At 74.4% G+C, this 20594-nt stretch carries 18 protein-coding genes; 9 read left to right on the forward strand and 9 right to left on the reverse strand.

The genetic code is table 11. The annotated features are described in order from the left end of the window. Nucleotides 1-44: 44 nt before the first annotated feature. From ACGFIR_RS21690 to ACGFIR_RS21700, 3 genes are read right to left on the reverse strand one after another with little or no spacing between them, the layout of a single operon-like run. Entirely contained in the window at nt 45-980 is a 936-nt protein-coding gene (locus tag ACGFIR_RS21690) for a hypothetical protein (RefSeq protein ID WP_393146760.1), read from the reverse strand. Next, nucleotides 977-2362: a hypothetical protein gene (locus ACGFIR_RS21695; protein ID WP_393146762.1), complete on the reverse strand. Its 1386-nt coding sequence runs from the start codon at nt 2360-2362 to the stop codon at nt 977-979. The genes ACGFIR_RS21690 and ACGFIR_RS21695 overlap by 4 nt, the downstream gene beginning before the upstream one ends. Continuing rightward, the gene (locus tag ACGFIR_RS21700; RefSeq protein WP_393146764.1) at nt 2344-2649 is read right to left on the reverse strand and encodes a DUF6403 family protein; all 306 of its coding nucleotides are present in this window, start codon (nt 2647-2649) and stop codon (nt 2344-2346) included. The genes ACGFIR_RS21695 and ACGFIR_RS21700 overlap by 19 nt, the downstream gene beginning before the upstream one ends. Nucleotides 2650-2909: 260 nt before the next feature. On the opposite strand from ACGFIR_RS21700, the gene ACGFIR_RS21705 reads away from it, so the two are divergent. After that, a complete protein-coding gene (locus ACGFIR_RS21705; RefSeq protein WP_393001715.1) occupies nt 2910-3356 on the forward strand; it encodes a hypothetical protein in 447 nt (148 codons plus the stop codon). 119 nt (nt 3357-3475) lie between these two features. On the opposite strand, the gene ACGFIR_RS21710 is transcribed toward ACGFIR_RS21705, so the two are convergent. Beyond that, nucleotides 3476-5776, reverse strand: coding sequence for a DUF4153 domain-containing protein (locus tag ACGFIR_RS21710; RefSeq protein WP_393146766.1), 2301 nt, complete (start codon nt 5774-5776; stop codon nt 3476-3478). Nucleotides 5777-6495: 719 nt separating this feature from the next. Between ACGFIR_RS21710 and ACGFIR_RS21715 the strand changes: the two genes are divergently transcribed. From ACGFIR_RS21715 to ACGFIR_RS21725, 3 genes are read left to right on the forward strand one after another with little or no spacing between them, the layout of a single operon-like run. Continuing rightward, complete coding sequence (locus ACGFIR_RS21715; RefSeq protein WP_393001719.1) at nt 6496-6765, forward strand: hypothetical protein; 270 nt, start codon at nt 6496-6498, stop codon at nt 6763-6765. Further along, nucleotides 6765-7799, forward strand: a complete 1035-nt coding sequence (locus tag ACGFIR_RS21720; protein WP_393146768.1) for a hypothetical protein — start codon at nt 6765-6767, stop codon at nt 7797-7799. Before ACGFIR_RS21715 ends, ACGFIR_RS21720 begins: the two co-directional genes overlap by 1 nt. A 43-nt stretch (nt 7800-7842) precedes the next feature. Then, a complete protein-coding gene (locus tag ACGFIR_RS21725; protein WP_393146770.1) occupies nt 7843-8556 on the forward strand; it encodes a DUF1028 domain-containing protein in 714 nt (237 codons plus the stop codon). On the opposite strand, the gene ACGFIR_RS21730 is transcribed toward ACGFIR_RS21725, so the two are convergent. After that, nucleotides 8550-9719, reverse strand: coding sequence for an acyl-CoA dehydrogenase family protein (locus ACGFIR_RS21730; RefSeq protein ID WP_393146772.1), 1170 nt, complete (start codon nt 9717-9719; stop codon nt 8550-8552). The two genes, ACGFIR_RS21725 and ACGFIR_RS21730, sit on opposite strands and share 7 nt — an antisense overlap. A 205-nt stretch (nt 9720-9924) precedes the next feature. On the opposite strand from ACGFIR_RS21730, the gene ACGFIR_RS21735 reads away from it, so the two are divergent. Next, nucleotides 9925-10854, forward strand: coding sequence for an LLM class F420-dependent oxidoreductase (locus ACGFIR_RS21735; RefSeq protein ID WP_393001727.1), 930 nt, complete (start codon nt 9925-9927; stop codon nt 10852-10854). 144 nt (nt 10855-10998) lie between these two features. Here the strand turns inward: ACGFIR_RS21735 and ACGFIR_RS21740 are convergent, their stop codons facing one another. Beyond that, nucleotides 10999-11211, reverse strand: coding sequence for a hypothetical protein (locus tag ACGFIR_RS21740; protein WP_393146774.1), 213 nt, complete (start codon nt 11209-11211; stop codon nt 10999-11001). Between the two features lie 116 nt (nt 11212-11327). Between ACGFIR_RS21740 and ACGFIR_RS21745 the strand changes: the two genes are divergently transcribed. Further along, nucleotides 11328-12626 carry an FAD-binding protein gene (locus tag ACGFIR_RS21745; RefSeq protein WP_393146776.1) on the forward strand — a complete coding sequence of 433 codons (1299 nt, stop codon included), beginning with the start codon at nt 11328-11330 and terminating at the stop codon, nt 12624-12626. Here the strand turns inward: ACGFIR_RS21745 and ACGFIR_RS21750 are convergent. Continuing rightward, the gene (locus tag ACGFIR_RS21750) at nt 12623-13771 is read right to left on the reverse strand and encodes a site-2 protease family protein (protein ID WP_393001733.1); all 1149 of its coding nucleotides are present in this window, start codon (nt 13769-13771) and stop codon (nt 12623-12625) included. The genes ACGFIR_RS21745 and ACGFIR_RS21750 overlap by 4 nt on opposite strands. A 258-nt stretch (nt 13772-14029) precedes the next feature. On the opposite strand from ACGFIR_RS21750, the gene ACGFIR_RS21755 reads away from it, so the two are divergent. The 3 genes from ACGFIR_RS21755 to ACGFIR_RS21765 all read left to right on the forward strand — a co-directional run bounded on the left by ACGFIR_RS21755 (nt 14030) and on the right by ACGFIR_RS21765 (nt 18224). Further along, a complete protein-coding gene (locus tag ACGFIR_RS21755) occupies nt 14030-14662 on the forward strand; it encodes an N-acetylmuramoyl-L-alanine amidase (protein WP_393146778.1) in 633 nt (210 codons plus the stop codon). Between the two features lie 199 nt (nt 14663-14861). Further along, nucleotides 14862-16973 (forward strand): prolyl oligopeptidase family protein, encoded by a 2112-nt coding sequence (locus ACGFIR_RS21760; RefSeq protein WP_393146780.1) that lies wholly within the window; start codon nt 14862-14864, stop codon nt 16971-16973. Nucleotides 16974-17084: 111 nt separating this feature from the next. Next, complete coding sequence (locus ACGFIR_RS21765) at nt 17085-18224, forward strand: DUF3103 family protein (RefSeq protein ID WP_393146782.1); 1140 nt, start codon at nt 17085-17087, stop codon at nt 18222-18224. A gap of 28 nt (nt 18225-18252) precedes the next feature. On the opposite strand, the gene ACGFIR_RS21770 is transcribed toward ACGFIR_RS21765, so the two are convergent. Together ACGFIR_RS21770 and ACGFIR_RS21775 are read right to left on the reverse strand one after the other, a co-directional pair. After that, complete coding sequence (locus ACGFIR_RS21770; RefSeq protein ID WP_393146784.1) at nt 18253-19164, reverse strand: L,D-transpeptidase family protein; 912 nt, start codon at nt 19162-19164, stop codon at nt 18253-18255. An 84-nt stretch (nt 19165-19248) separates the two neighbouring features. Further along, on the reverse strand, nt 19249-20580 hold the full coding sequence (locus ACGFIR_RS21775; RefSeq protein ID WP_393146787.1) for an alpha-amylase family protein: 1332 nt from the start codon (nt 20578-20580) through the stop codon (nt 19249-19251). Between the last annotated feature and the right edge of the window lie 14 nt (nt 20581-20594).

The following is a 20594-nucleotide window of genomic DNA, read 5'->3' on the forward strand; positions in this document are numbered from 1 at the left end:
GCGCCGGGGGATCCCGACGTCGGGGACCTGCTCGACGGTGCCGATCAGGCCGGCGGCCCGGTGAGCGCCGACGCCCGCCGGCTCAACGCGTCGACGCGGTCGACCAGCCTGCGTACGGCGGACTCGTCGGCCGCGTCCACGGTGGCGACCCGGTCGAGCAGCGCGGCCTGGTCCGAGGTCAGTTCCAGGTACCTCCTACCGAACGCCGCCTCGGCGTCGCTGACGTAGGCCTGGCGCGCCGCCCGCGCGTACCGCTCGTCCAGGTCGATGATCTGCTGGGCCAGCACGGCCGTCGCGGCGCCCAGCGCGCTCCGGGCGTCGGCGTGCTCGTCGCGGCGGCGGCGCCGGGCGTCGGCGAGCCGGCCCGCCCGGCGGCCACCGACCCAGAGCACCGTCGCCCCGGCGACGACGGCCCCGATCGCGGCGGCGGCGAGCAGGAAGCGGGGCAGCGACGGGCTGATGGTCCGCGCGCCGTCGGGGACGGTGCCGGCCTTCACCAGCAGGTCGTAGTTGACGGTGACGACCTTCAGCGCCTCCAGCGGGCGGTCGGCGAAGGTGTCGACGCCCCGGCTGATGGTCATCTCCGCCACGAAGGCCCGGCCGAAGTTCCCGTCGTCGCGCCCGGGCAGCAGCGCGCAGCCGTAGGTGTCGTACTCGTCGGAGTCGCGGCTCATCACCAGCACGACGGTCCCGTCGGCTGCGCGCTCGACCTGGCGGCAGCCCCGCCTGAGGTCGGCGCCCGGCTCCAGCATCAGCACGACCAGCCGGCGGTTGCCGATGATCCGCTCGGCCGCCGCGCGGTCCAGGTCGACGCCCGGGGCGACGTACACGGACGAGGAGCGCACCTGCCGGGCGATCGGACCGTCGAGCGCCCCGCCGGTCCACAGCGCCCAGCCGGCCAGCACCAGGCAGGCCAGGACGGCGATGCCGAAGGGCGTGCCGAACAGGTCACCGAGGCGTCGGCGTACGGACCGTTTCACGACAGCCTGCCCCGAAGGTAGAGGTCCGGGCGGTAGCTGGCGACGCCCAGCGTCCGGGCCGCGTCGTCCAACTCGTCGGACGCCTCGTGCAGCAGCGTACGCACGTGGCGGTCCGGCAGTTTCCCGTCCAGCGCGGCACGGGCCGCCTGGAGCTTGACGATGCCCCTGGTCAGGGCCGGGTTGCTGCGGCTGTCGGTGAGCAGGGACATCTCGACGGCGAGCGCGGTGAGGCCGGCCAGCCGGGCGGGCGTGCCACCCCGTCCCGGGTCGCCCCGTCGCACCCCCACGCCGTCGGGCCGGCGCAGCGCCCGGACCGACAGGATCAGGAACGTCGCCACGCAGCCCGCGAAGATCCACGGCAGGGCGGGCAGCGCCACCCGCAGCGGATCGATCGGCCGGTACGGCAGCGGACGGTCGAACACCCCCGAGTAGCGCAGGTCGGTGACGCGGTTCAGCCAGGCCGTCAGCACGTTGCCCTGGGGGTAGTCGTACCGGCTCAGCCGGCCGCCGAACTGGCCGTAGAAGCTCGCCCCGGCCAGCTCCGCGAACTCGTCCGCCGCCGGACCGTGGTACTCGATCCAGAGGCCGTACATCACGACGATCGGCGTGCCCGGGAACAGCTCGGCCAGCGCCGGCCCGTACCGGGGCACCGGCTCGCCGAACGGCTGCGCGGGCAGCGCCACGTACCGGGCGCCGTCCGGAAAGGCGTTGCGCGCGGCCCCGCCGGGGACGCGGGTCAGCGTGGCCCCCGCGCCGAGGTGCAGGCCGGTGGACCGCAGGTCGGCGGCGACGGCGGCCAGCTCCCGCCCGGTCGGCTCGCGCCACCGGAGCCCGTCCTGGTCGGCCGGGCTGGGCGCGTCCCGCAGCTTGGCGATCAGCGCCACCAGCTGGCCCGTGACGTCGGCGGTGGCGAACTGCGCCCGCCAGCCGGGCAGGTCGTCGGGTACGGCCTGGTAGAGACCGCCGCTGACCTCGGTGCCGATCACCCGCACGGTCGCGTTCTCCACGTCCCGTACCCGCTCGCGTTCGTCCTCGTCGAGCCCGGGCGGCGCGACCAGGATCCGGACGGACCCGTCGCCGGCCACCTCGCGGACCCGCTGCTCGTCCCAGCGCGCGATCGCGCCGGGAAGCCGCACCACGGGCTCGGCGGCCACCAGCGCGGTCATCTCGGCCACCGAGGGCACGCTCGCGTCGCTCAGCTCACCGGCCGATCCCTCGTCGAGCTTCACCGTGGCCGCCGGCGACCGGCCGTAGCTGACGTCGACGCTCTGCCGCTGCGCGGCGAGGAACACCACCAGGACGACCACGGCGACGCCGAGGAGCGTCCAGCGCAGCAGCTCGTAGCGGTGGTGCCGGCGGGTCTTCACTGATGGGTCCGCCACAACCGGTCGGCCTCCCTGGCGTGTTCCGCCGCCGCCCGGGCCGCGGACGTCCCGCCGCGCGCGGCGGCGATCGACTCGGCACGGGCCAGCAGGCGCTCGGCCTCAACCACCCGGGCCGCCGTCGCGTCCCGGCTGACGGCCGCGCTGTCGATGGCCGCGCGGGCTGCGGACCAGGCGGTCCGCTGCTCCTGCCCCCGGGCCCGCCACGTGGGCAGCAGGGTCGTCGCGAAACCCGCGCCCACCAGCACGACGCCGCCGACCAGCCAGACGAGGAGGGTGTGGGACATGCGCTCCAACCATCGGACTAGGGGTACCGCCGGCGCGCGGCGGCTGTCGGGCGGACACGGGGGTACGACCGAGTCTGGCCGATCGAGTCAGGCCGCTGCGAACCGGCCCCGCAGGCGGCGTACGTCGCGTCCCTGATCGCGCCCGCCCGCGCGGCGTCCGGCTGTCCGCTTCGGGACGCAGCGGTACTCGCCGCCGACGTCCTCGGTCAACCTGATCCGTGACGCCGGGTGTCCTGCCCGTCGTGGAGATCGGAGGACCGATGAAGGCCCGTTTCCGATGGCGGTCGACCCGCACGACGCTGTTCGCGGCCCTGGTCGCCGCGCTGGCCGCCGCACTGCTGCCCGCCTCGCCGGCGCTCGCGCTGCCCTCCGGCAGCGGCTGGTCGGGCTCGTGGAGCTACTACCACCCCACCGCCTACCAGTACGCCGGCACGCTGCCCGGCGTCCGGCTGACCGGCTACGGCGTCCACCAGTACACGGACCAGCGCTCCTCGCTGAACACGGTGGAGAAGACCGCCGCGACGGTCGGCTGCGCCACGGCCAAGGTCACCGGCGGGGTGTCCACCAGCGGCGGCACCTGCGTCAACGGCGGCAGCACGTCCTTCTCCCGCGCCGACCTGACCAACAACCTGGAGGCGTCCGCCTGCTACCAGCCGGTCCCCGGCACCCGACGCTGCCTCGCGGTGGGCATCCCCGAGCCCTGGTGACCCGACCGGCACCCGGTGGACGCACCCGGCCCCACCGGCAGGGCAGTCCCGCCGTCCCCGGACCTGGTCGACCGGCACGGCGACCTCGACGCGCTCCACGCCCGGGGACGGCGGACCTGTCAGCGGCGGCTCTTCGGCAGGTCGAACTGGTCGGCGGCCCGGCAGTCGCGGGGACCGCCGACCGCGCCCGGCCCGGCCCGGTCGAGCGCCGCACGCGCCCGGACCCGACCGAGGTTCCAGGCGTACCAGGGGTCCGGCTCCTCGAGATCCTCGGCGATCCAGCTCAGCGTGCAGCGCCGCACCGGGTCGGGCAGGTCGACCAGGGCCGGCGTCGCGTCCGCCGAGAGCGCCCGCAGGTACCAGGCGTCGATCTTCCCCGTCTGCTCGTACCGGGCGATGTTGCGGCGGGCCGCGTAGTCCTCGGGGTTGAGCACGGCCAGGCCCAGCAGCATCACCACGGCGAGCGCCACGGTCGTGCCGGGGATCCAGGCTCCGCGCCAGCGGATCCCGGCCAACAGGATCATCAGGAACACGGTGCCGAGCAGCAGCTCGAACGCCATCACGAAGAGCCGCTCGCCGGTGAAGCTGTAGACCTTCTGGTACGTGTACATCCGGGACAGCGCCGACACCACGATGACGAAGCTGAGGGCGCTGAGCAGGCCCAGCAGGATCCGCAGCAGGTGCCGCTCGACAGCGGTGTCCCGCCGCGCCCAGCGGGCCACCGCGCCGAGCACCGCCAGCGTCAGCAGGGTGACGACGACGAGCTGCCAGAACCCGCTGCGCGCGTACTCGGCGTAGCTGAGGCCGGCGGTGCGCAGCACGTGTCGCTGCCCGCCGAACAGGACGGTGAACTGCACCGCCACGAAGCCGCCGAACAGCAGCGTCAGGGCGCTGATGACCGGCGCCCACTCCACGATGCCGAAGCGGCGGGTGCCGGGCCGGTCCACCGTCGACAGGTCGGGCGGCGCGGCCAGCGTGTAGACGGCGGCCACGGCACAGAGCCCACCCACGGCGGCGAGGAAGATCCAGCGGAACACCGTGCCGACGTTGACCTCGGGAATCAGCTCGCCGAGCATCACCGAGAAGGCGCCGTCGGCCGAGGACAGCAGCGCGCCGAAGACGATCAGCGCGGCCAGGGTGGCCGCAGCCGAGCCGACGACGCGACGGACCAGGCCCGGGTTCGCCGGGGCCTGGAGGTGGGCGCGTACCCACGGCTGCCCCCGGAACGCCGCGAACGGCGCCGCCACCAGGCTGAACAGGATCGAGCGGACGAGCCGGCCGCCCACGATCGCGAGGGCCGCGCAGGCGAGCGCGCCGAGCACGCAGAACGTCACCAGCCACCAGGCGTTGCGGAAGGCCAGGACCGCCAGCAGCGCCAGGGACGCGCCCGCCCAGCCGGCACGGATCAACCGGTCGGCGCGCGGCAGTTCCGCGCCCGTCCGCCGGACCGCGAAGACCACCGCGACGGTCAGGGCGAGCCAGCCGAGGAACCAGCCGATGCCGGTACGGGTGAGCGGTACGAAGAACGCCAGCCCCAGCGCTCCGGCGAGGATCGCGGCTGGTACGGCCCGGTCCCGGGCGGGCGCCGGCCCCGGCCAACGCGTGTCGAGGAACGACGGCGGGCGCGGGATCGGCTGGTAGGGCCGGTACGGCGTCGGAGCGCCGGCCGGCACCCCGATCCGGTACGGCGCCGGCAGCGGCTCGGCGGGCTGCTGGAGGGTGCGCGCAGGAGTGGCGACGGCTGTCCCGGTTCCCGCTGTCCCGGCGGCCGGTCTTCCGGCGGCGGTCGGTGCTCCGGCGGCGGTCGGTGTGACCGTGCCGGTCGCCGGGGTGGAGGGCGTCTCGGCGTCGGGCGTCGAATCGTCGGTGGCCCCGGTGCCGGTCGCGCCGGTGTCGGACGTTTCCGTGTCGGGTGTCTCCGTCTCGGGCGTTTCCGGGGCGGATACCGAGGAGGCGGAGGCGGTCGGTGTCGCGTCGGCGTCGGGCGACGGAGAGCTGACGGCGTCGGGCGACGCGGCATCCGCCGCCACCGGACCCTGCTGCGTCGGGATGCTCCTCCCCGGCTCGACGACGGGCGTCGGGATTCCCCTCCCCGGCTCGCCGACGGGCGTCGGTGCCGGCGCGGTCGCCTCGGGCTGCCTGGCGGCGGGGACGATGCCGGACGGCGCCGGGGGCTGCTGTGCCGGGGTGGCCGGCACCAGCGGGATGAACACGGCGTACCCCGGCGTCCCGGCCGGGATGCTCACGGGGATCGCCCAGGCGGGGGCACCCTCCGCCCCGGGCCACACCATCGGCGGTGGCGCGCCCTCGGTGGACGGCATGACGAGCAGGTACGGCGTCGGGGTCCCGGCGTCGTCACCGGTGCCTTCGGGCGGGTCGGCGGGACCCGGGGGCCCCGGCACCGCTGGTGGCTGGGTCACGACACCCCTCCTCGATCGAACGGTCGGCACACTGTACGGCCGACTCCGGTCGCACCGCCGCCCCGTCCGCACCGGGCGCGCCGCGCGTCGGCCCCGAAAGCGGTGCGGCCGCACCCCTCCTCGGCGGTCCGGTCGCCGACGCGGGCGGGCCAGTGGGGAACCAGTGGGACCGGTCAGCACCGAGTTGACGCGGACGGAAGGCGAAGCGTACTCACCCGGCATATCACCCGAGATGGCGCAAGAGTCCTGGTGCTGCGTACTCCGTCTGATAGCGGACAGGACGTCGGCCTCTCTTCCGGCGCACTGTTGTAGCAGGTGAGAGGCGTGAGGATGGCGGGCCACATCCCATCCCTCGGGCCCGGCGGGGACAGCACCGTCCCCGCCGACACCGCCATCACCGAGCCCGGCCCCGCGACGGCCCCGGCGTAGCGCAGCGCCGGCCGCCCGCACACCGCGAGGCCGCGCTCCGGCAGCCACCGTTCCCGGATGCCCGGGCTGGTGCCGCCTCACCGACACCGACAGCGACGTCCCCATTCCGGCAGTCACCGCAGCCGCGCGCCGACCCCCGAGCAGAGCGCCGGCCGGTGAGCCGTACCCACGACCTGTCCCGGGCCCACGCCGGCGCGTGCCCGGCGGACCGGTCGTCCATCCTCCCCAGCCGGGGCCGGCCGTGGCCACGAGCCGGTCGCTCCGGTGGCCGAGTACGAGAGGAACCGGCAATGGCAGCTCCCACCGCCACCGCCTCCCTGAACGCCTCCACCTACTCACCCGGCGACCAGATGGTCCTGACCGTCACCTACGCCGACGCCGACACCAGGCCGGTGACCGTGACCGTCGTGGTCACCGACGCGCAGGGCAACAGCAGCGCCCCGGTCAAGGTCACGGCCGTCGTCGACCCGCTCACCATCACCGTGACCGACGACTCCGGCCGTACCTGGAACAGGGCGTCGGACAACGGGTCGGTCGCCGTCTACCGGGCGGTGGCGTGATGCCCCGGGTCACGGTCACAGCGCGCGACAGGGGCGGGCAGACCGCCACCGCCACCGCCGACTACGCGATCGCGCCGCCGGTGCTGGGCGGCTACTACCTCTCCGGCAACGCCGACCCGACGGCCGACATGGCCGGCGGGAACTTCCGCTCGCTGACCCAGTACCGCAGCTTCGCCGACGGCTTCACCTTCCCCGGTTACCAGCGGCCGTGGCTGATCAGCCTCGGCAAGGCCGGGGTGCGGGTGAACATGGTGCTGGAGCTGAAGTACTACGGCGCCGCCGTCGGGCCGCAGACCTTCACCGTGGACGGCGTCAGCCACACCGTCCCGGCGCCCGCGATGACCATCCAGCAGCGCCCCGGCACGACCTGGCCCCGGGCGTACGGCTACAGCCAGGTCCTGGCCGGGCACTGCGACGGGCTGTTCGCCCGCGCGCTGTCCCAGTACCGGAACATGGGTTTCGGGGTGAACATCCAGCTCGCCTCCGAGCTGGACACCGACCACGAGTTCGGCACCACCGAGTCCGGCGTCACCTACACGTGGGCGCAGTCGGACGCCCGCGCCGTGCAGGCGATGACCTACATCGTGAACTGGTTCAGGGCCCGCCAGCTCCCCGCCGGCACGACGTTCTCCGTGGGGGTGGGCGGCTTCGACAAGGCCTGCTTCCTGCGTACCCATCCCGAGGAGCTGATGGCCAAGCTCGACTTCCTCCAGTGGAACGTCTACGCCACCAGCCCCACCCACACGGCGCTGGACCGGTTCCGCCGGGCGAAGGACTGGGCGGTGGCCGACCTCGGACCCGTCGCCCGCTCCCGGCCGGTGATCATCGCCGAGTGGGGCGTACGGGTGGCGGAGGTGCCGGACCAGGCGGCCTGGATCGCCACCGTGCCGGCCGCCATCGCCCAGCTCAACGCCGAGCGGGGTCCCCGGATCGCGTGGACCAACTACTTCAACTCCGGCTGGGGCACCCTGTCGCCGAAGTCGACGGGGCTGGCCGCGCTGAAGGCGGCGTACGCCACCCGGCCGTACGTCTAGTCACAGCGGGCATGCCGGACGCCCGGCCGGGTACCAGCCCACCGTGACGTTCTCGATCGCCGCACGATGTCCGCGTACCGGCCAGCTCGGGGTGGGCGCGCTGACGGCCACGCCCGGAGTCGGCAAGCTGGTCGCCCACGTCCGCCCCGGTGGCGGTGCCGTGGCGACGCAGGCCACGCACAACCCGTTCCTGGCCTACGACGGCCTGCCGATGCTCGCCGAGGGCCGCTCGCCGCAGGACGTCGTGACCGAGCTGCTGGCCCGGGACCCGGGTCGGGAGGTGCGGCAGGTCGGCATGGTCGACGGCCAGGGCCGTTCGTACGCCTTCACCGGCTCCCGCACGTTGGACTGGGCGGGGCACCGCACGGGGCCGGGTTACGCGGTGCAGGGCAACCGGCTGGAGGGCCCGGAAACCCTCGCGGAGGTCATCCGGGCGTTCGAGGACAGCCGGGACCTCGACCTCGTGGAGCGGCTCGTGCGGGCGATCGAGGCCGGCGAGCACGCCGGCGGCGACCGCGACGGCGCGCGGTCGGCGACCGTCACGGTGATCGGCGATCAGCCGTACCCGCTGTGGGACCTGCGGGCCGACGACGCCGCGGACCCGGCGCGGGAGCTGCGCCGGCTGTACGGCGTCTTCGGGGAGCAGTTGGTGCCGTTCATCCGGCAGCTGCCCACCCGGGACGACCCCATGGGCGAGGCCGCCCGGAAGGCGCTCGGCCAGGCGGGCCCGGCCGAGCGCCCGTCGCGGCGTCAGTAGGCCAGCTCCACCGGCCGGCCGAGCACCCGCGCGCCGTTGTTGGCGAGCCAGCCCTCGGCCGCCGCCGCGTGCTGGCTGAACGTGTGGATGTCGCGGAACCGCCGCTGCAACGGCGACGAGTCGCGGGCCGCCCCGCCGCCGGCCGCCCGGTAGCAGGTGTCGACCGCGGCGACGGCCCGCTCCGTCACCCAGGGCAGCGCGGCGGAGATCCGCGGGTGCAGCGCGGGAATCGCCGCCGGGTCGGTGGCGCAGGCGGCCCAGAGCTCGTCGGCCAGGTCCCGCAGCAGCGCCCGGGCCGCGCGTACGTCCAGGTCGGCGCGGCCCAGCTGGAGGCGGAAGGCCGGCGAGTCGGCGAGCGACTGCCGCGCGTAGAGCCGTTGCCGCCCGCCGTCGAGCAGCGTGACCATGTCGTCCAGCGCGCCCTGCGCGATGCCGACCGCCACCGCGCCGAGGTGCAGCACGAAGTGGACCAGCGGCGCCACGAAGCCCGGCCCCGGTACGCAGGGCACGCCGGTGAACAGGTCGAAGCTCTCCTCCACGGGGCAGAAGGCGTCCGTCACCTCCACGTCGTGGCTGCCGGTGCCGCGTAGGCCCAGCACGTGCCAGGTGTCGTGCACGGTGACCCGGGCGGCCGGGAAGAGCATGGAGCGTACGGCCGGCGGAGCGCCCGCCGGCCCGGACAGCGGCGTTCCGCCCTCGGTCAGGACGCAGTTGCCGAAGATCCAGTCGGCGTGCCGGGAACCGCTCGCGAACGCCCACCGGCCGGTGACGCGGAATCCGCCGTCGACCTGCTCGGCGCGTCCCTGCGGGGCGAACCCGCCCCCGACCACCACGTCCGGCCCGTCGGCGTAGACCTTGTCGAAGCGGTCGCGGGACAGCATCGCCAGCAGGTGCGGCGTCTCGGCGCCGATCATCACGGTCCACCCGGTGGAGCCGTCGGCCCGCGCCAGCGTCTCCAGCACCCGCAGCCCGGTGCGCAGGTCCGCCTCGTACCCGCCGTGGCTGCGGGGCACGAACATCCGGAAGCAGCCGGCCGCCCGCAGCGAGTCGAGCAGCTCGGCGGGGAGTTCCCGGCCCGCCTCGATCTCCCCGGCGCGGCGGGACACCTCCGGCAGCAGCGCGTCCACCGCCCCGATCAGCTGGTCCCGGTGCTGGTCCTCCATGGGCCTCTCCTCATCTCGTACGCTTGGCTCCACTCTGGACCCCGCGACGTGCCGGATGCCACGGCCGCCGCTATCGGATGCCCGCCACTTCGCCCGGGGCCGCCCGCCGCACCGGCGGGCCCCCGCCGGCCGCGCTGCGGGAGCCGGGCCTTGGGGCGGGGGCCGGATCGGCGCGCCGGTCCGGGCGGCTCCCTATGCTCGAAGCATGGAACTGCGGATCTTCACCGAACCTCAGCAGGGTGCGACGTACGACGACCTGCTCGCCGTGGCGCGCTGCGCGGAGGAGGCCGGCTACGGCGCGTTCTTCCGCTCCGACCACTACCTGAAGATGGGTGCGGTGAGCGGCGACCCCGGCCCGACGGACGCGTGGACGACCCTCGCCGGCCTGGCCCGGGACACCCGGCGGATCCGGCTGGGCACGCTCATGACCGCCGCCACCTTCCGGCTGCCCGGCCCGCTGGCCATCACCGTCGCCCAGGTCGACCAGATGAGCGGCGGCCGGGTGGAGCTGGGCATCGGCACCGGGTGGTACGCCGAGGAGCACACCGCGTACGGGATCCCGTTCCCGTCGCTGGGGGAGCGCTTCGACCGGCTGGAGGAGCAGCTCGCCGTCGTCACCGGGCTCTGGGCGACGCCGCCCGGCGGGACGTTCGACTTCACCGGGACGTACTACCCGGTCAGCGGCTCGCCCGCCCTGCCGAAGCCGGTGCAGGACCCGCGCCCGCCGATCCTGCTCGGCGGCATGGGCCCGAAGCGCACCCCGCGCCTGGCCGCCCGGTACGCCGACGAGTTCAACCTGCCGTTCGTCTCGGTCGAGGACTCGGTCGCCCAGTTCGACCGGGTCCGGGCCGCCTGCGCGCAGATCGGCCGCGACCCGGGCGAGCTGCGCTGGTCCAACGCCCTGGTGCTCTGCTGCGGGCGGGACGACGCCGAGGTGGCACGACGGGCCGCCGCGATCGGGCGGGAACCGGACGAGCTGCGCGAGAACGGCCTCGCGGGCACCCCCGCCGAGATCGTCGACAAGATCGGCCGGTACGCCGAGATCGGCAGCGAGCGGCTCTACCTCCAGGTGCTCGACCTGGCCGACCTCGACCACCTGGAGCTGGTCGCGGCCGAGGTGAAGCCCCAGCTCTGAGCCCCGGGCGGCCCGCCGGAGCCGTCCGGGCGCGTCAGGTCGACGGGGCGGCCGAGCCGCGACGGGCGGCGGCCGTCCGGCCGTGGCGCGCCCGGCGGCGCCCGCTACCGGGCGTCGTCAGGAGTAGCCCGCCGCCGGGCGTCGTCAGGCGTCGCCCGCGCGGGGTGCCGGCCCCGGATGGGGCACCGGGCGCGGCGGGGGCGACGGGCGCGGCGGCGGCGACGGCGTCGGCCGGGGACCGGGCGTGGTGCTCGCCCGCACCGGGCCCGACGACTCCAGTCCGGTGCCGGTCGGGTCGATCTCCTCCGCCGAGGGGAACACGTCGCCCCACGGGGCGGGATCGCGATGGCTGCTCATCGGCGTAGGGTTCCCGGACGACGGCGGGGTAACCGTGCCCTGTCGATCCAACTTCCGCCCACCGGTGGTCGTCGGACGACGCGTCCGACGACCACGGGGCCGATCGGGGGTACGACATGCGACCGCAGCGACCCACCCACCGACCGCCGCACGCCGGCAGCACCGCCGAGGCCACGCCACGGCGCAACTGGGCGGGCAACGTCCGCTACGCCGCCCGCCGCCACCACCGCCCCTCGTCCCTGGACGAGCTGCGCCGGCTCGTGGCGGGCAGCGAACGCCTCCGGGTGGTGGGCACCGGTCACTCGTTCAACCGTCTCGGCGACACCACCGGCGACCTGGTCTCGCTGGCCGGGCTGCCCGCAGCCGTCGCGCTCGACCCGGACCGCCGGACCGTCACCGTGCCGGCCGCCACGCGGTACGGGGACCTCGCGACCTGGCTGCACGCGCGCGGGTACGCCCTGGCCAACCTCGCCTCGCTGCCGCACATCTCGGTCGCCGGGGCGGTCGCCACCGGCACCCACGGCTCGGGTGAGACGCTCGGCAACCTGGCCAGCGCGGTCGCCGGTCTGGAACTGGTCACCGCCGAGGGCGACCTGCTGGCGGTGGACCGGGCGGCCGACGGGGACACCTTCGCCGGGATGGTCGTCTCGCTGGGCGCGCTGGGCGTGGTCACCCGGGTCACCCTCGACGTCGTGCCGACCTTCGAGCTCCGCCAGCACGTCCGCCTCGGCCTGCCCCGGGCGGCGCTGGACGCGGCGTTCGCCTCGGCGTACAGCGTCAGCGTCTTCACCGACTGGCGCTCGCCCCGGCTGCGGGAGGTGTGGGTGAAGCAGCGCGCGGACGCGGAGCCGCTGCCGGCGGACTGGCTCGACACGACGGCGGCCGAGGAGCCACGGCACCCGGTGCCGGGCATGCCGGCGCGCAACTGCACCCCGCAGCTCGGTGAACCTGGCCCGTGGCACGAACGGCTGCCGCACTTCCAGCTCGGCTTCACCCCCAGCAGCGGGGCGGAGTTGCAGTCGGAGTACCACGTGCCGCGCGGCTCGGCGACGGCGGCGCTGGCCGCGCTGGACCCGGTGGCGCACCTGATCGCGCCGGTGCTCCAGGTCTGCGAGCTGCGGGCGGTGGCCGGCGACGGACTGTGGCTCAGCCCGAACCATGGGCGGGACAGCCTCGCCATCCACTTCACCTGGATCGCCGACGCAGCGGCGGTGCTGCCGGTGGTGGCGGCGGTGGAGCAGCGGCTCGCGCCGTTCGCGCCGCGCCCGCACTGGGGGAAGGTGTTCGGCCTCGCCCCGGCGGCCCTCGCCGCGGCCTGGCCCCGGTACGCCGACTTCCTCGACCTGGCCCGCCGGCTCGACCCGGCCGGCACGTTCCGCACCGACCTGCTCGACCACTACCTTCCGCGCGACTAGCGACCGGGACGGCCGGCCTCCAGCTGCTCGCGGAGGCTGCCGCGCTGCACGGCCCGGCTGATGTCGCTGGGCGAGACGATCCCGACCAGCCGGCCGTCGGCCACCACCAGCGCCCGGCCGTCGGCGCACTCGCTGAGCCGGGGGAGCAGCTCGTTCAGCGGCTCGTCCGGCCGGGCGAGCACCAGCTCGTCGGCGCGGCAGGCCACCTCGGCGAGCGTGGTGGCGGCCCGGCGCTCCGCCGGGATGCCGCGTACCCGGTCGAGGGTGACCAGGCCGACGGGCCGGTCGTCCTCGGTCAGCGGCAGCGCCGTGTGCCGGTACGCGAAGAGGTAGTGGTCGACGAAGTCGCCCACCGTCATCTGCCCCGACGCGGTCTGCGGCTGCGGCGTCATCACGTCGGCCACCCGGATCCCACGCAGCGCGCTGCCCATCCGGGCCTGCCGCTCCTCCAGGCCGGCGGCGCCGATCAGGAACCAGCCGATCAGGGCGAGCCACAGCCCGCCGAAGCCGACGCCGGCCAGGAACTGCCACAGTCCCAGCCCGATCAGCACCGCGCCGAGCACCCAGCCGGCCCGCGCGGCGACGACGGACGCCTTCGTCCGGTCGCCGGTCGCCTTCCAGACCGCCGCCCGCAGGAGCCGTCCGCCGTCCAGCGGGGCGGCCGGCAGCGCGTTGAAGACCGCCAGCAGGATGTTGATGCCGGCCAGCCAGGCGAGTGAGCCCATCAGCAGCCCCCGCACCCCGGCCAGGGCGAGCACCACGGCGATCGCGCCGAAGAAGAACCCGATGAGCAGGCTCACCAACGGGCCGATGCCGGCGATGCGCAGTTCCGCGCCCGGGTCGCGCGCCTCGCCGCGCAGCTCGGCCACCCCGCCGAAGAGCCACAGGGTGATTCCGCCGACCTCCAGCCCGTTGCGCTTGGCGACGATCGCGTGCGAGACCTCGTGGGCGAGCAGGCCGAGGAAGAAGACCACCGCCGCGGCGAGCCCCGCCAGGACGTACAGGGCGACGGACCGCCCCGGGTAGGCCCGGGGGAACTGGTTGGCCGACAGCCCCCAGGCGATCAGCGCGAAGATGACCAGGACGCTCCAGTTGACCCCGACCGGTACGCCCGCGATCCGGCCGAGCCGGAAACTCGCCCTCATGTTCGCGTACTACCCGCGACAGCCCCGCCCATGCCAGCGCGGGCCGGAGCAGTCTTTCCGGCCGGCGGAACGAGTGGATCGAGGCGGTGCCGGGTGGAGCGATGCCCAGGCTCGTCGATCGCCGGGGGTCTGTCAAGCCGTCCGACGGTATTTATTTACATATTTACATGTATTACAGTGACGCCGTGCCAGCCCGTACGGGCATCGGGCGGCCCACGGCGGCCTCCCCGGCACCCTACTTTCTGTGGAGAGGTGCTCGTGATCAGTAACTCCTCAGCGCGCCGTCGTACCCTGCTGGCCGCCGCCGCGGGTCTCGTCGTGGCTCCGTTCGCGGCGGCCGGAACCGCGCAGGCGGCGGTCCCGAAGGTCTACCTCGACCCCGGGCACGGCGGCACCGACCCCGGCGCCGTCGGCAACGGCCTGACCGAGAAGGCCCTGACCCTCAGCATCGCGCTCCAGACCCGGGACATCCTGAAGGCCAACTACAGCGTCGACGTGCGGATGTCGCGCACCACGGACATCACCCGCAGCCTCTCCTACCGGTCGAGCGACGCCAACGCGTGGGGCGCCACGATCTTCGTCAGCATCCACATCAACTCCGGCGGCGGCACCGGCTTCGAGAGCTACCGCTACCCGGGCACCGGTAGCGCCCTGCACAGCGCCGTCCACTCCCGGGTCCTGTCGAACATGCGCACCGTCGCCTCGGTCACCGACCGCGGCCTGAAGACGGCCAACTTCCACGTGCTGCGCGAGACCGCGATGCCCGCCGTGCTGACCGAGAACCTGTTCATCGACACCGTGGCCAACGCGGACCTGCTCAAGCGCGCCGCCTTCATCACCGCGACCGCCCGCGGGCACGCCGCCGGCATCGCCGCCTACCTCGGCCTGTAGCGGGCCGGGCCTCTGCACCGCCGTCGAGCCGCGGCGGGTCCGGCGGGGACCCGTCGCGGCTCGGCCATGCGTACGGGCTGCCAGCGGCACCCCGCTCCGCAGCCGCCGCGGTGCTCCGGTTCCCCGGCCGCCCGCCGCGTCGCCATGCCGACAGGCGACCCGCCTCGGGCGCGGGTCTCCCGTCGGGGATAGTGACGGGGTGGCGAGGCAGACCGTGGAGACCGACGACCCGTACCTCTGGCTGGAAGATCTTGATGGCGCGGACGCCGCGCGGTGGGTGCGGGACCGCAACGCGGAGACCGTGACCGCCCTGACCGGCGGAGCGGGGTTCGCGGCCCTGCGGGCCGAGATCCGGCAGGTGCTCGACGCGGAGGACCGCATCCCCTACCCCGGGTGGCGCGGGGACCACCTCTACTACAACTTCTGGACCGACGCGACGCACCCGCGCGGGGTCTGGCGGCGGACGACGCTCGAGCAGTACCGCCGGCCGGAGCCGGAGTGGGACGTGCTGCTCGACCTTGACGCGTTGGCGGCCGAGGAGGGCGAGAACTGGGTCTGGGGCGGGGCGACGGTGCTGCGGCCCGGGTACGGGCGCTGCCTGGTCAGCCTCTCCCGGGGCGGCGGCGACGCGGTCGTGGTGCGGGAGTTCGACCTCGACCGCCGCGTCTTCGTCCCGGACGGCTTCACGCTGCCCGAGGCGAAGAGTGACGTGGACTGGATCGACGCCGACCACGTCTACGTCGCCACCGACTTCGGGCCCGGCTCGCTGACCTCCTCGGGCTATCCCCGGGTGGTCAGGCGGTGGCGGCGGGGCACCCCGCTGGCCGAGGCCGAGATCGTCCACGAGGGGCGCGACGACGACGTCGCCGTGTGGGCCTCGCACGACCCGACGCCCGGCTTCGCGCGCGACTTCGTGGGCCGCCGGCTGGACTTCTACCGCTCGGAGCAGCACCTGCTCACGGCAACGGGCGAGCGGATCCGGATCGCCGTGCCGGAGGACGCCGGGTGGGACGTGCACCGGGAGTGGCTGCTGGTCCGGCCGCGCTCGCCGTGGCAGGTCGGCGGGGTGACGCATCCCGCGGGCGCCCTGCTGGCGACCCGGTTCGACGCGTTCCTCGCCGGGGAGCGGGAGATGACGGTGCTGTTCCGCCCCGACGACCGTACGGCGCTGAGCGGCTGGTCCTGGACCCGGGACCGGCTGATCCTGGCCACCCTCGTCGACGTGAAGAGCCGGCTGGAGGTGCTGACGCCCGACGGGGAGGGCTGGCGGCGGGAGAGCCTGCCCGGGGTGCCGGAGTTCGACCACAGCGAGGTCGTGGACACCGACCCGGACAACGACGACTCCTACCTGCTCGCCTCGGAGGGGTTCCTCCAGCCGGCGACACTGCGCCTCGGGCAGGTCGGCGGCGCGGTCGAGACGCTCAGGCGGGCGCCGGCGTACTTCGACGCGGGCAACCTGGCGGTACGGCAGTTCTTCGCCGTCTCGGCCGACGGCACGCGGGTGCCGTACTTCGTGGTGGGGGACCCGGACGCGCCCGCCGGCCCGACGCTGCTCACCGGCTACGGCGGGTTCGAGGTTGCCCTGACCCCGCACTACAGCGGGGTCCTCGGGCGGGGCTGGCTGGCCCGGGGCGGCACCTACGTGGTGGCGAACATCCGGGGCGGCGGGGAGTACGGCCCCGGGTGGCACCGCGCCGCGCTGCGGGAGAACCGGCCCCGGGCGTACGAGGACTTCGCGGCGGTGGCGGCCGACCTGGTGGCGCGGGGCATCACCACGCCGGAACTGCTCGGCGTCGAGGGCGGCAGCAACGGCGGGCTGCTGACCGGGGTGATGCTGACCCGCTACCCGACCCTCTTCGGGGCGGTCGTCGCGCACGTGCCGCTGCTGGACATGCGGCGGTACCACCGGATGCTGGCCGGCGCCTCGTGGATGGCCGAGTACGGCGACCCGGACGTGGCGGCCGACTGGGAGTTCCTGCGCGGGTACTCGCCGTACCACCACGTCGACGGCGACCGGGCGTACCCGCCGGTCCTGCTCGTCACCTCGACCCGCGACGACCGGGTGCATCCCGGGCACGCCCGCAAGATGGCGGCCCGGCTGCGCGAGCACGGGCACGACGTGTCCTACTACGAGAACGTCGAGGGTGGGCACGGCGCGGCGGCCAACAACGAGCAGCGCGCCTTCGTCTGGGCGCTGACGCTGGAGTTCCTGTGGCGGAAGCTGGCCGGGCCGGCCCACGCCCTGCCGCGCCAGGTCTCCCCGGTCGACGCGATCCAGGTCGGGGAGGAGGCGGTCGGCCGGCCAGCCTGAGAACTCGCGGCCTCATTGACGACGGTCCAGTAGAGATATATTCATGTATGCATCGTCGTCAATTCTCGATCGCCGTCACGAGCGGCGGCCGGGGAACGCAGAGGAGTCCATGTGAACCCACCTCCCCTTCGCCGCACCGTGCTGTCGCTGGGCATCGCGGTCGCCACCCTGACCGCGGCGGTCGCCACCCCGGCGTACGCCCGACCCGACCACGTCGCACCGGTGCCGGCGGCCGTCGCCGGCGGTCCGGTGTCCGGCATCCTCGACGGTGTGGCCCGCCAGGTGGCGGTCGCCGACCGGTCCGAGTTGGGCCGGCTGGGCGCGTCCGCCGCCGAGGACCCGGTCGACCTGCTCGCCGCCGGCGTCGACGGCCGGCTCGCCGGCGACTTCCGCGCCGCCAACCAGCGGCTGCTGACCGCCAAGGGCCTGCCGGCCGGCACCGGCTCGCTGCTGCGGTTGCGGCTGGCCCACCCGGACATGCGTGCGGCGCTGGCGCGTGGTGAGGCGCCGCTGGTGGTCGCCACCCCGACCGACGACTCGGCGACGAGCGTGCACGCCTACGATCGCTCCGGCGGCACGGTGGTGCTGGACACCGCGCGGGTGCCGCAGCGGCCGGTGCTGGTGGTGGACGTGGACACCGAGCGCGCGCTCGCCGCGGGGCTGACGCTGATGCGCCAGGAGTTGGGCGCGCGGGGCATCGACCGGGCGGCTCCGGCCCGGCCCGCGTCCCGTGCCTCCGCCGCCGGGGTGACGGCCTCGGCCGGTTACTGGGCCACCAAGGTCGACGCCGTCCGGCTCAGCGACGACAAGGAGCCCTGGCTCAAGGGCGCGGCCGAGATCTACAACCTCGTGGCCGGGTTCGGGCTGGACGGCAAGGTCAAGGTCGACCTGGTGCAGATGCCGTACCTGGACCACGACGGCACCACGTACTACCCGAACCAGTTGCTGGTGCACTTCTCGTCGTACAAGTACAACCTGGCCGACGTGGTCATGATGGAGGACGACGGCGACACCAACTACGCGGCGCTGGTCAAGGCGATCGCCAACGCTCTGCTGGTGATCGTGGACGGTGGCGCGTACACCCCGCTGGTCAACGCGATCCTGGACGCCCTGCCCGCCTCCTGGTACACCGACGACCCGGACTTCGTGGACGCCTGGTACACCCTGAGCACCGGCAGCAGCGGCCGGAAGCACGGCGCCGGCGCCAACGGCTGGATGGACGTCGCTCCGTACTGGGTCGCGCCACTCTGACCCGGCCGGCGCGTGGTTCGGGGTGCGCTCAGGCCGTCGGGGGTGGGGCCGGCAGTTCGTCGACCACCACCACCTCGGTGCCGGGGCGCACCTCGGCCAGCAGTTCCCGCTGCCCGCTCTTCGTGAGCCGGATGCAGCCGTTGGTGGTCTTCTTGCCCAGTTCGCCGTCGTGGTACCAGCTGTGGATGCCGATGTGCGCCCCGCGCAGGCCGGCCGGCACCGAGTCCGGGTCGTCGGGCACCGAGCCGAGGGCGAAGATGTCGACGCCCCCGTACACGCTCTGCGGCGGCGGGGTGCGGCCCAGGATGAAGGTCCGGCCCAGCGGGGTCTCCTGGCCGCGCTGGCCGAGGCTGACCTCCCAGGTACGCACGGCCTGGCCGGCGCGGTACCAGGTGAGGCGGTGCGCCCTGCGTTCCACCACGATCTGGTCGGGCAGCGCCACGGTGGTGTGACCGCCGGGCGGCAGCCAGGCGAGCGTGCGGTTGGCCGACGGGAGCAGCACCGCCGTCCAGCCGGCCCGCCGCTGGGCGACCGGCATGGTCAGCTCGACGCCGCTGATCGTGGGGTCGAGGAACGCCAGCGGCCGACCGCCGGGGGCGGTGTAGGCGGCGATGCGGCGGGTCGGGTGCAGGCCCTCGGTCAGCGGCGCGGTGTCCATCGTGTCCGGGTCGGCCGGGAAGCCGGTGGGCGCCGGGCCGTAGTCGACCACCGGCAGGTCGTCCGGCGCGGGTGCGGCGACGGGCACCCGCTCGGGCGTCGGCGCCACGTCGGCCGGGGCGGTGCGGGTCGGTGACGCGGGTGGCCCGACGACCGGCGGCGCGGTGGGCGCGGCCCCGGGGGTCAGCGCCCAGCCCGTCGCCCCGGCCGCCAGCAGGAGCAGGGGTACGCCGACGGCGGCCAGGGCCCGGACGTGTCGCCGGTTCATTCGGTCAAAACGCACAAACAAACTGTAACGGGTGAAGAACGGCGAAACCCCGTCCCCGCGGAATGTCGGCAGGGACGGGGCGGCGGACGGGGGCGACCGTCAGCTGAGCCGGGCGCCCACGTGGATGGCGATCGCGTCGTGGGCGGGCACGTTCGCGGCGAACCAGCCGCTGCCGTCCACGGTGATCACCGGCCCGCTGCACGTTCCGTTGCTGAAGGTGCCGTGGATGACGTCGCAGTAGCGGCCGGCCGGCAGCCCGGTCTGGTACGACCGACCGTTCACCGCGGAGTCCTCGTCGTTGATCGTGACGTAGCCCTTGCCGGCCCGGCCGAAGGCGATGTGGTTGTTGCCGTTGTCGTACCAGTTGACGACGCCGGCGCCTTCGGTGGCGTTGCGGAAGCCCACCATGTTGGCGATCACCGGCCAGCGGTGCTCGCACTCCCAGCCGGAGTAGCAGGTGGCGTTGAGGGTGCGCCCGGAGCTGTCCGAGGGCGGGCCCTGGTCGCGCTGGCTGTACGTGTAGCTCGACATCACCGTCGGGGAGCCGTACGGCCAGGCGAGCATGAACGCGTTGGCCAGCGCGTAGATGCCCCGGTCGCGGTAGGTCAGCACCCCGCCGACGTCGCGCTGGGTGTCGTGGTTGTCCACGAACACGGCCGCCGACGCGCTGGGCAGGTGCCCCCAGCCCTCGCCGAAGTTGCGCAGGTAGGCGAGCTTCTCCGAGCGGAAGACCCGGGCCAGGTCCTTGCCGTAGCGGAACTCGTGCACGTCGCCGTTGCCGGTGTACTCGCCCGGCTGGATCGGCTCACCGGCGCCGTGGATCACCTCCTGCACCATGTACGCCGAGCGTGACAGTTTGCCCTTGATGGCGGCGATGTCGGCGGCCGGCATGTGCTTGCTGGCGTCCATCCGGAAGCCGTCGACGCCGAGCGAGAGCAGGTCGTTGAGGTAGCCGGCGATCTTCGTACGGACGTAGTCCGACTCGGTCTTCAGGTCGGCGAGGTTGACCAGCTCGCAGTTCTGCACCTCCCACCGGTCGTTGTAGTTGGCGATGTCGTCGCCGCCGTTGCGACCGCAGTGGTGGAAGTCCTGCGTCTGGTAGATCCCCGGGTAGTCGTAGTGCCCGTACGACGAGCCGGCCCAGCCGGTGCCGCCGTTGTCCTGCCCGGACATGTGGTTGACGACGGCGTCCACGACCACCTTCACCCCGGCCGCGTGGCAGGTGTCGACCATGGACTTGAACTGGGCGCGGGTGCCCTTGCGCGACTCGATGCGGTAGCTGACCGGCTGGTACGCCAGCCACCACTGCGAGCCCCGGACGTGCTCCTGGGGCGGCGAGACCTGCACCCACCCGTAGCCCTTGGGGCCGAGGGTGGTGCGGCACTCGGTGCCCACCGAGGACCAGTTCCACTCGAAGAGGTTGGCGATCACCTTCTTGCCGCCGG

The organism is Micromonospora sp. NPDC049051 (genome assembly GCF_043197575.1).
Lineage (GTDB): Bacteria > Actinomycetota > Actinomycetes > Mycobacteriales > Micromonosporaceae > Micromonospora.

Coding starts and splice junctions, on each gene's coding strand:
- ACGFIR_RS21750 (WP_393001733.1), bottom strand. CDS start 13,771: ATGAGGGCGAGTTTCCGGCTCGGCCGGATCGCGGGCGTACCGGTCGGG.
- ACGFIR_RS21745 (WP_393146776.1), top strand. CDS start 11,328: ATGCGACCGCAGCGACCCACCCACCGACCGCCGCACGCCGGCAGCACC.
- ACGFIR_RS21735 (WP_393001727.1), top strand. CDS start 9,925: ATGGAACTGCGGATCTTCACCGAACCTCAGCAGGGTGCGACGTACGAC.
- ACGFIR_RS21730 (WP_393146772.1), bottom strand. CDS start 9,719: ATGGAGGACCAGCACCGGGACCAGCTGATCGGGGCGGTGGACGCGCTG.
- ACGFIR_RS21715 (WP_393001719.1), top strand. CDS start 6,496: ATGGCAGCTCCCACCGCCACCGCCTCCCTGAACGCCTCCACCTACTCA.
- ACGFIR_RS21720 (WP_393146768.1), top strand. CDS start 6,765: ATGCCCCGGGTCACGGTCACAGCGCGCGACAGGGGCGGGCAGACCGCC.
- ACGFIR_RS21740 (WP_393146774.1), bottom strand. CDS start 11,211: ATGAGCAGCCATCGCGATCCCGCCCCGTGGGGCGACGTGTTCCCCTCG.
- ACGFIR_RS21700 (WP_393146764.1), bottom strand. CDS start 2,649: ATGTCCCACACCCTCCTCGTCTGGCTGGTCGGCGGCGTCGTGCTGGTG.
- ACGFIR_RS21705 (WP_393001715.1), top strand. CDS start 2,910: ATGAAGGCCCGTTTCCGATGGCGGTCGACCCGCACGACGCTGTTCGCG.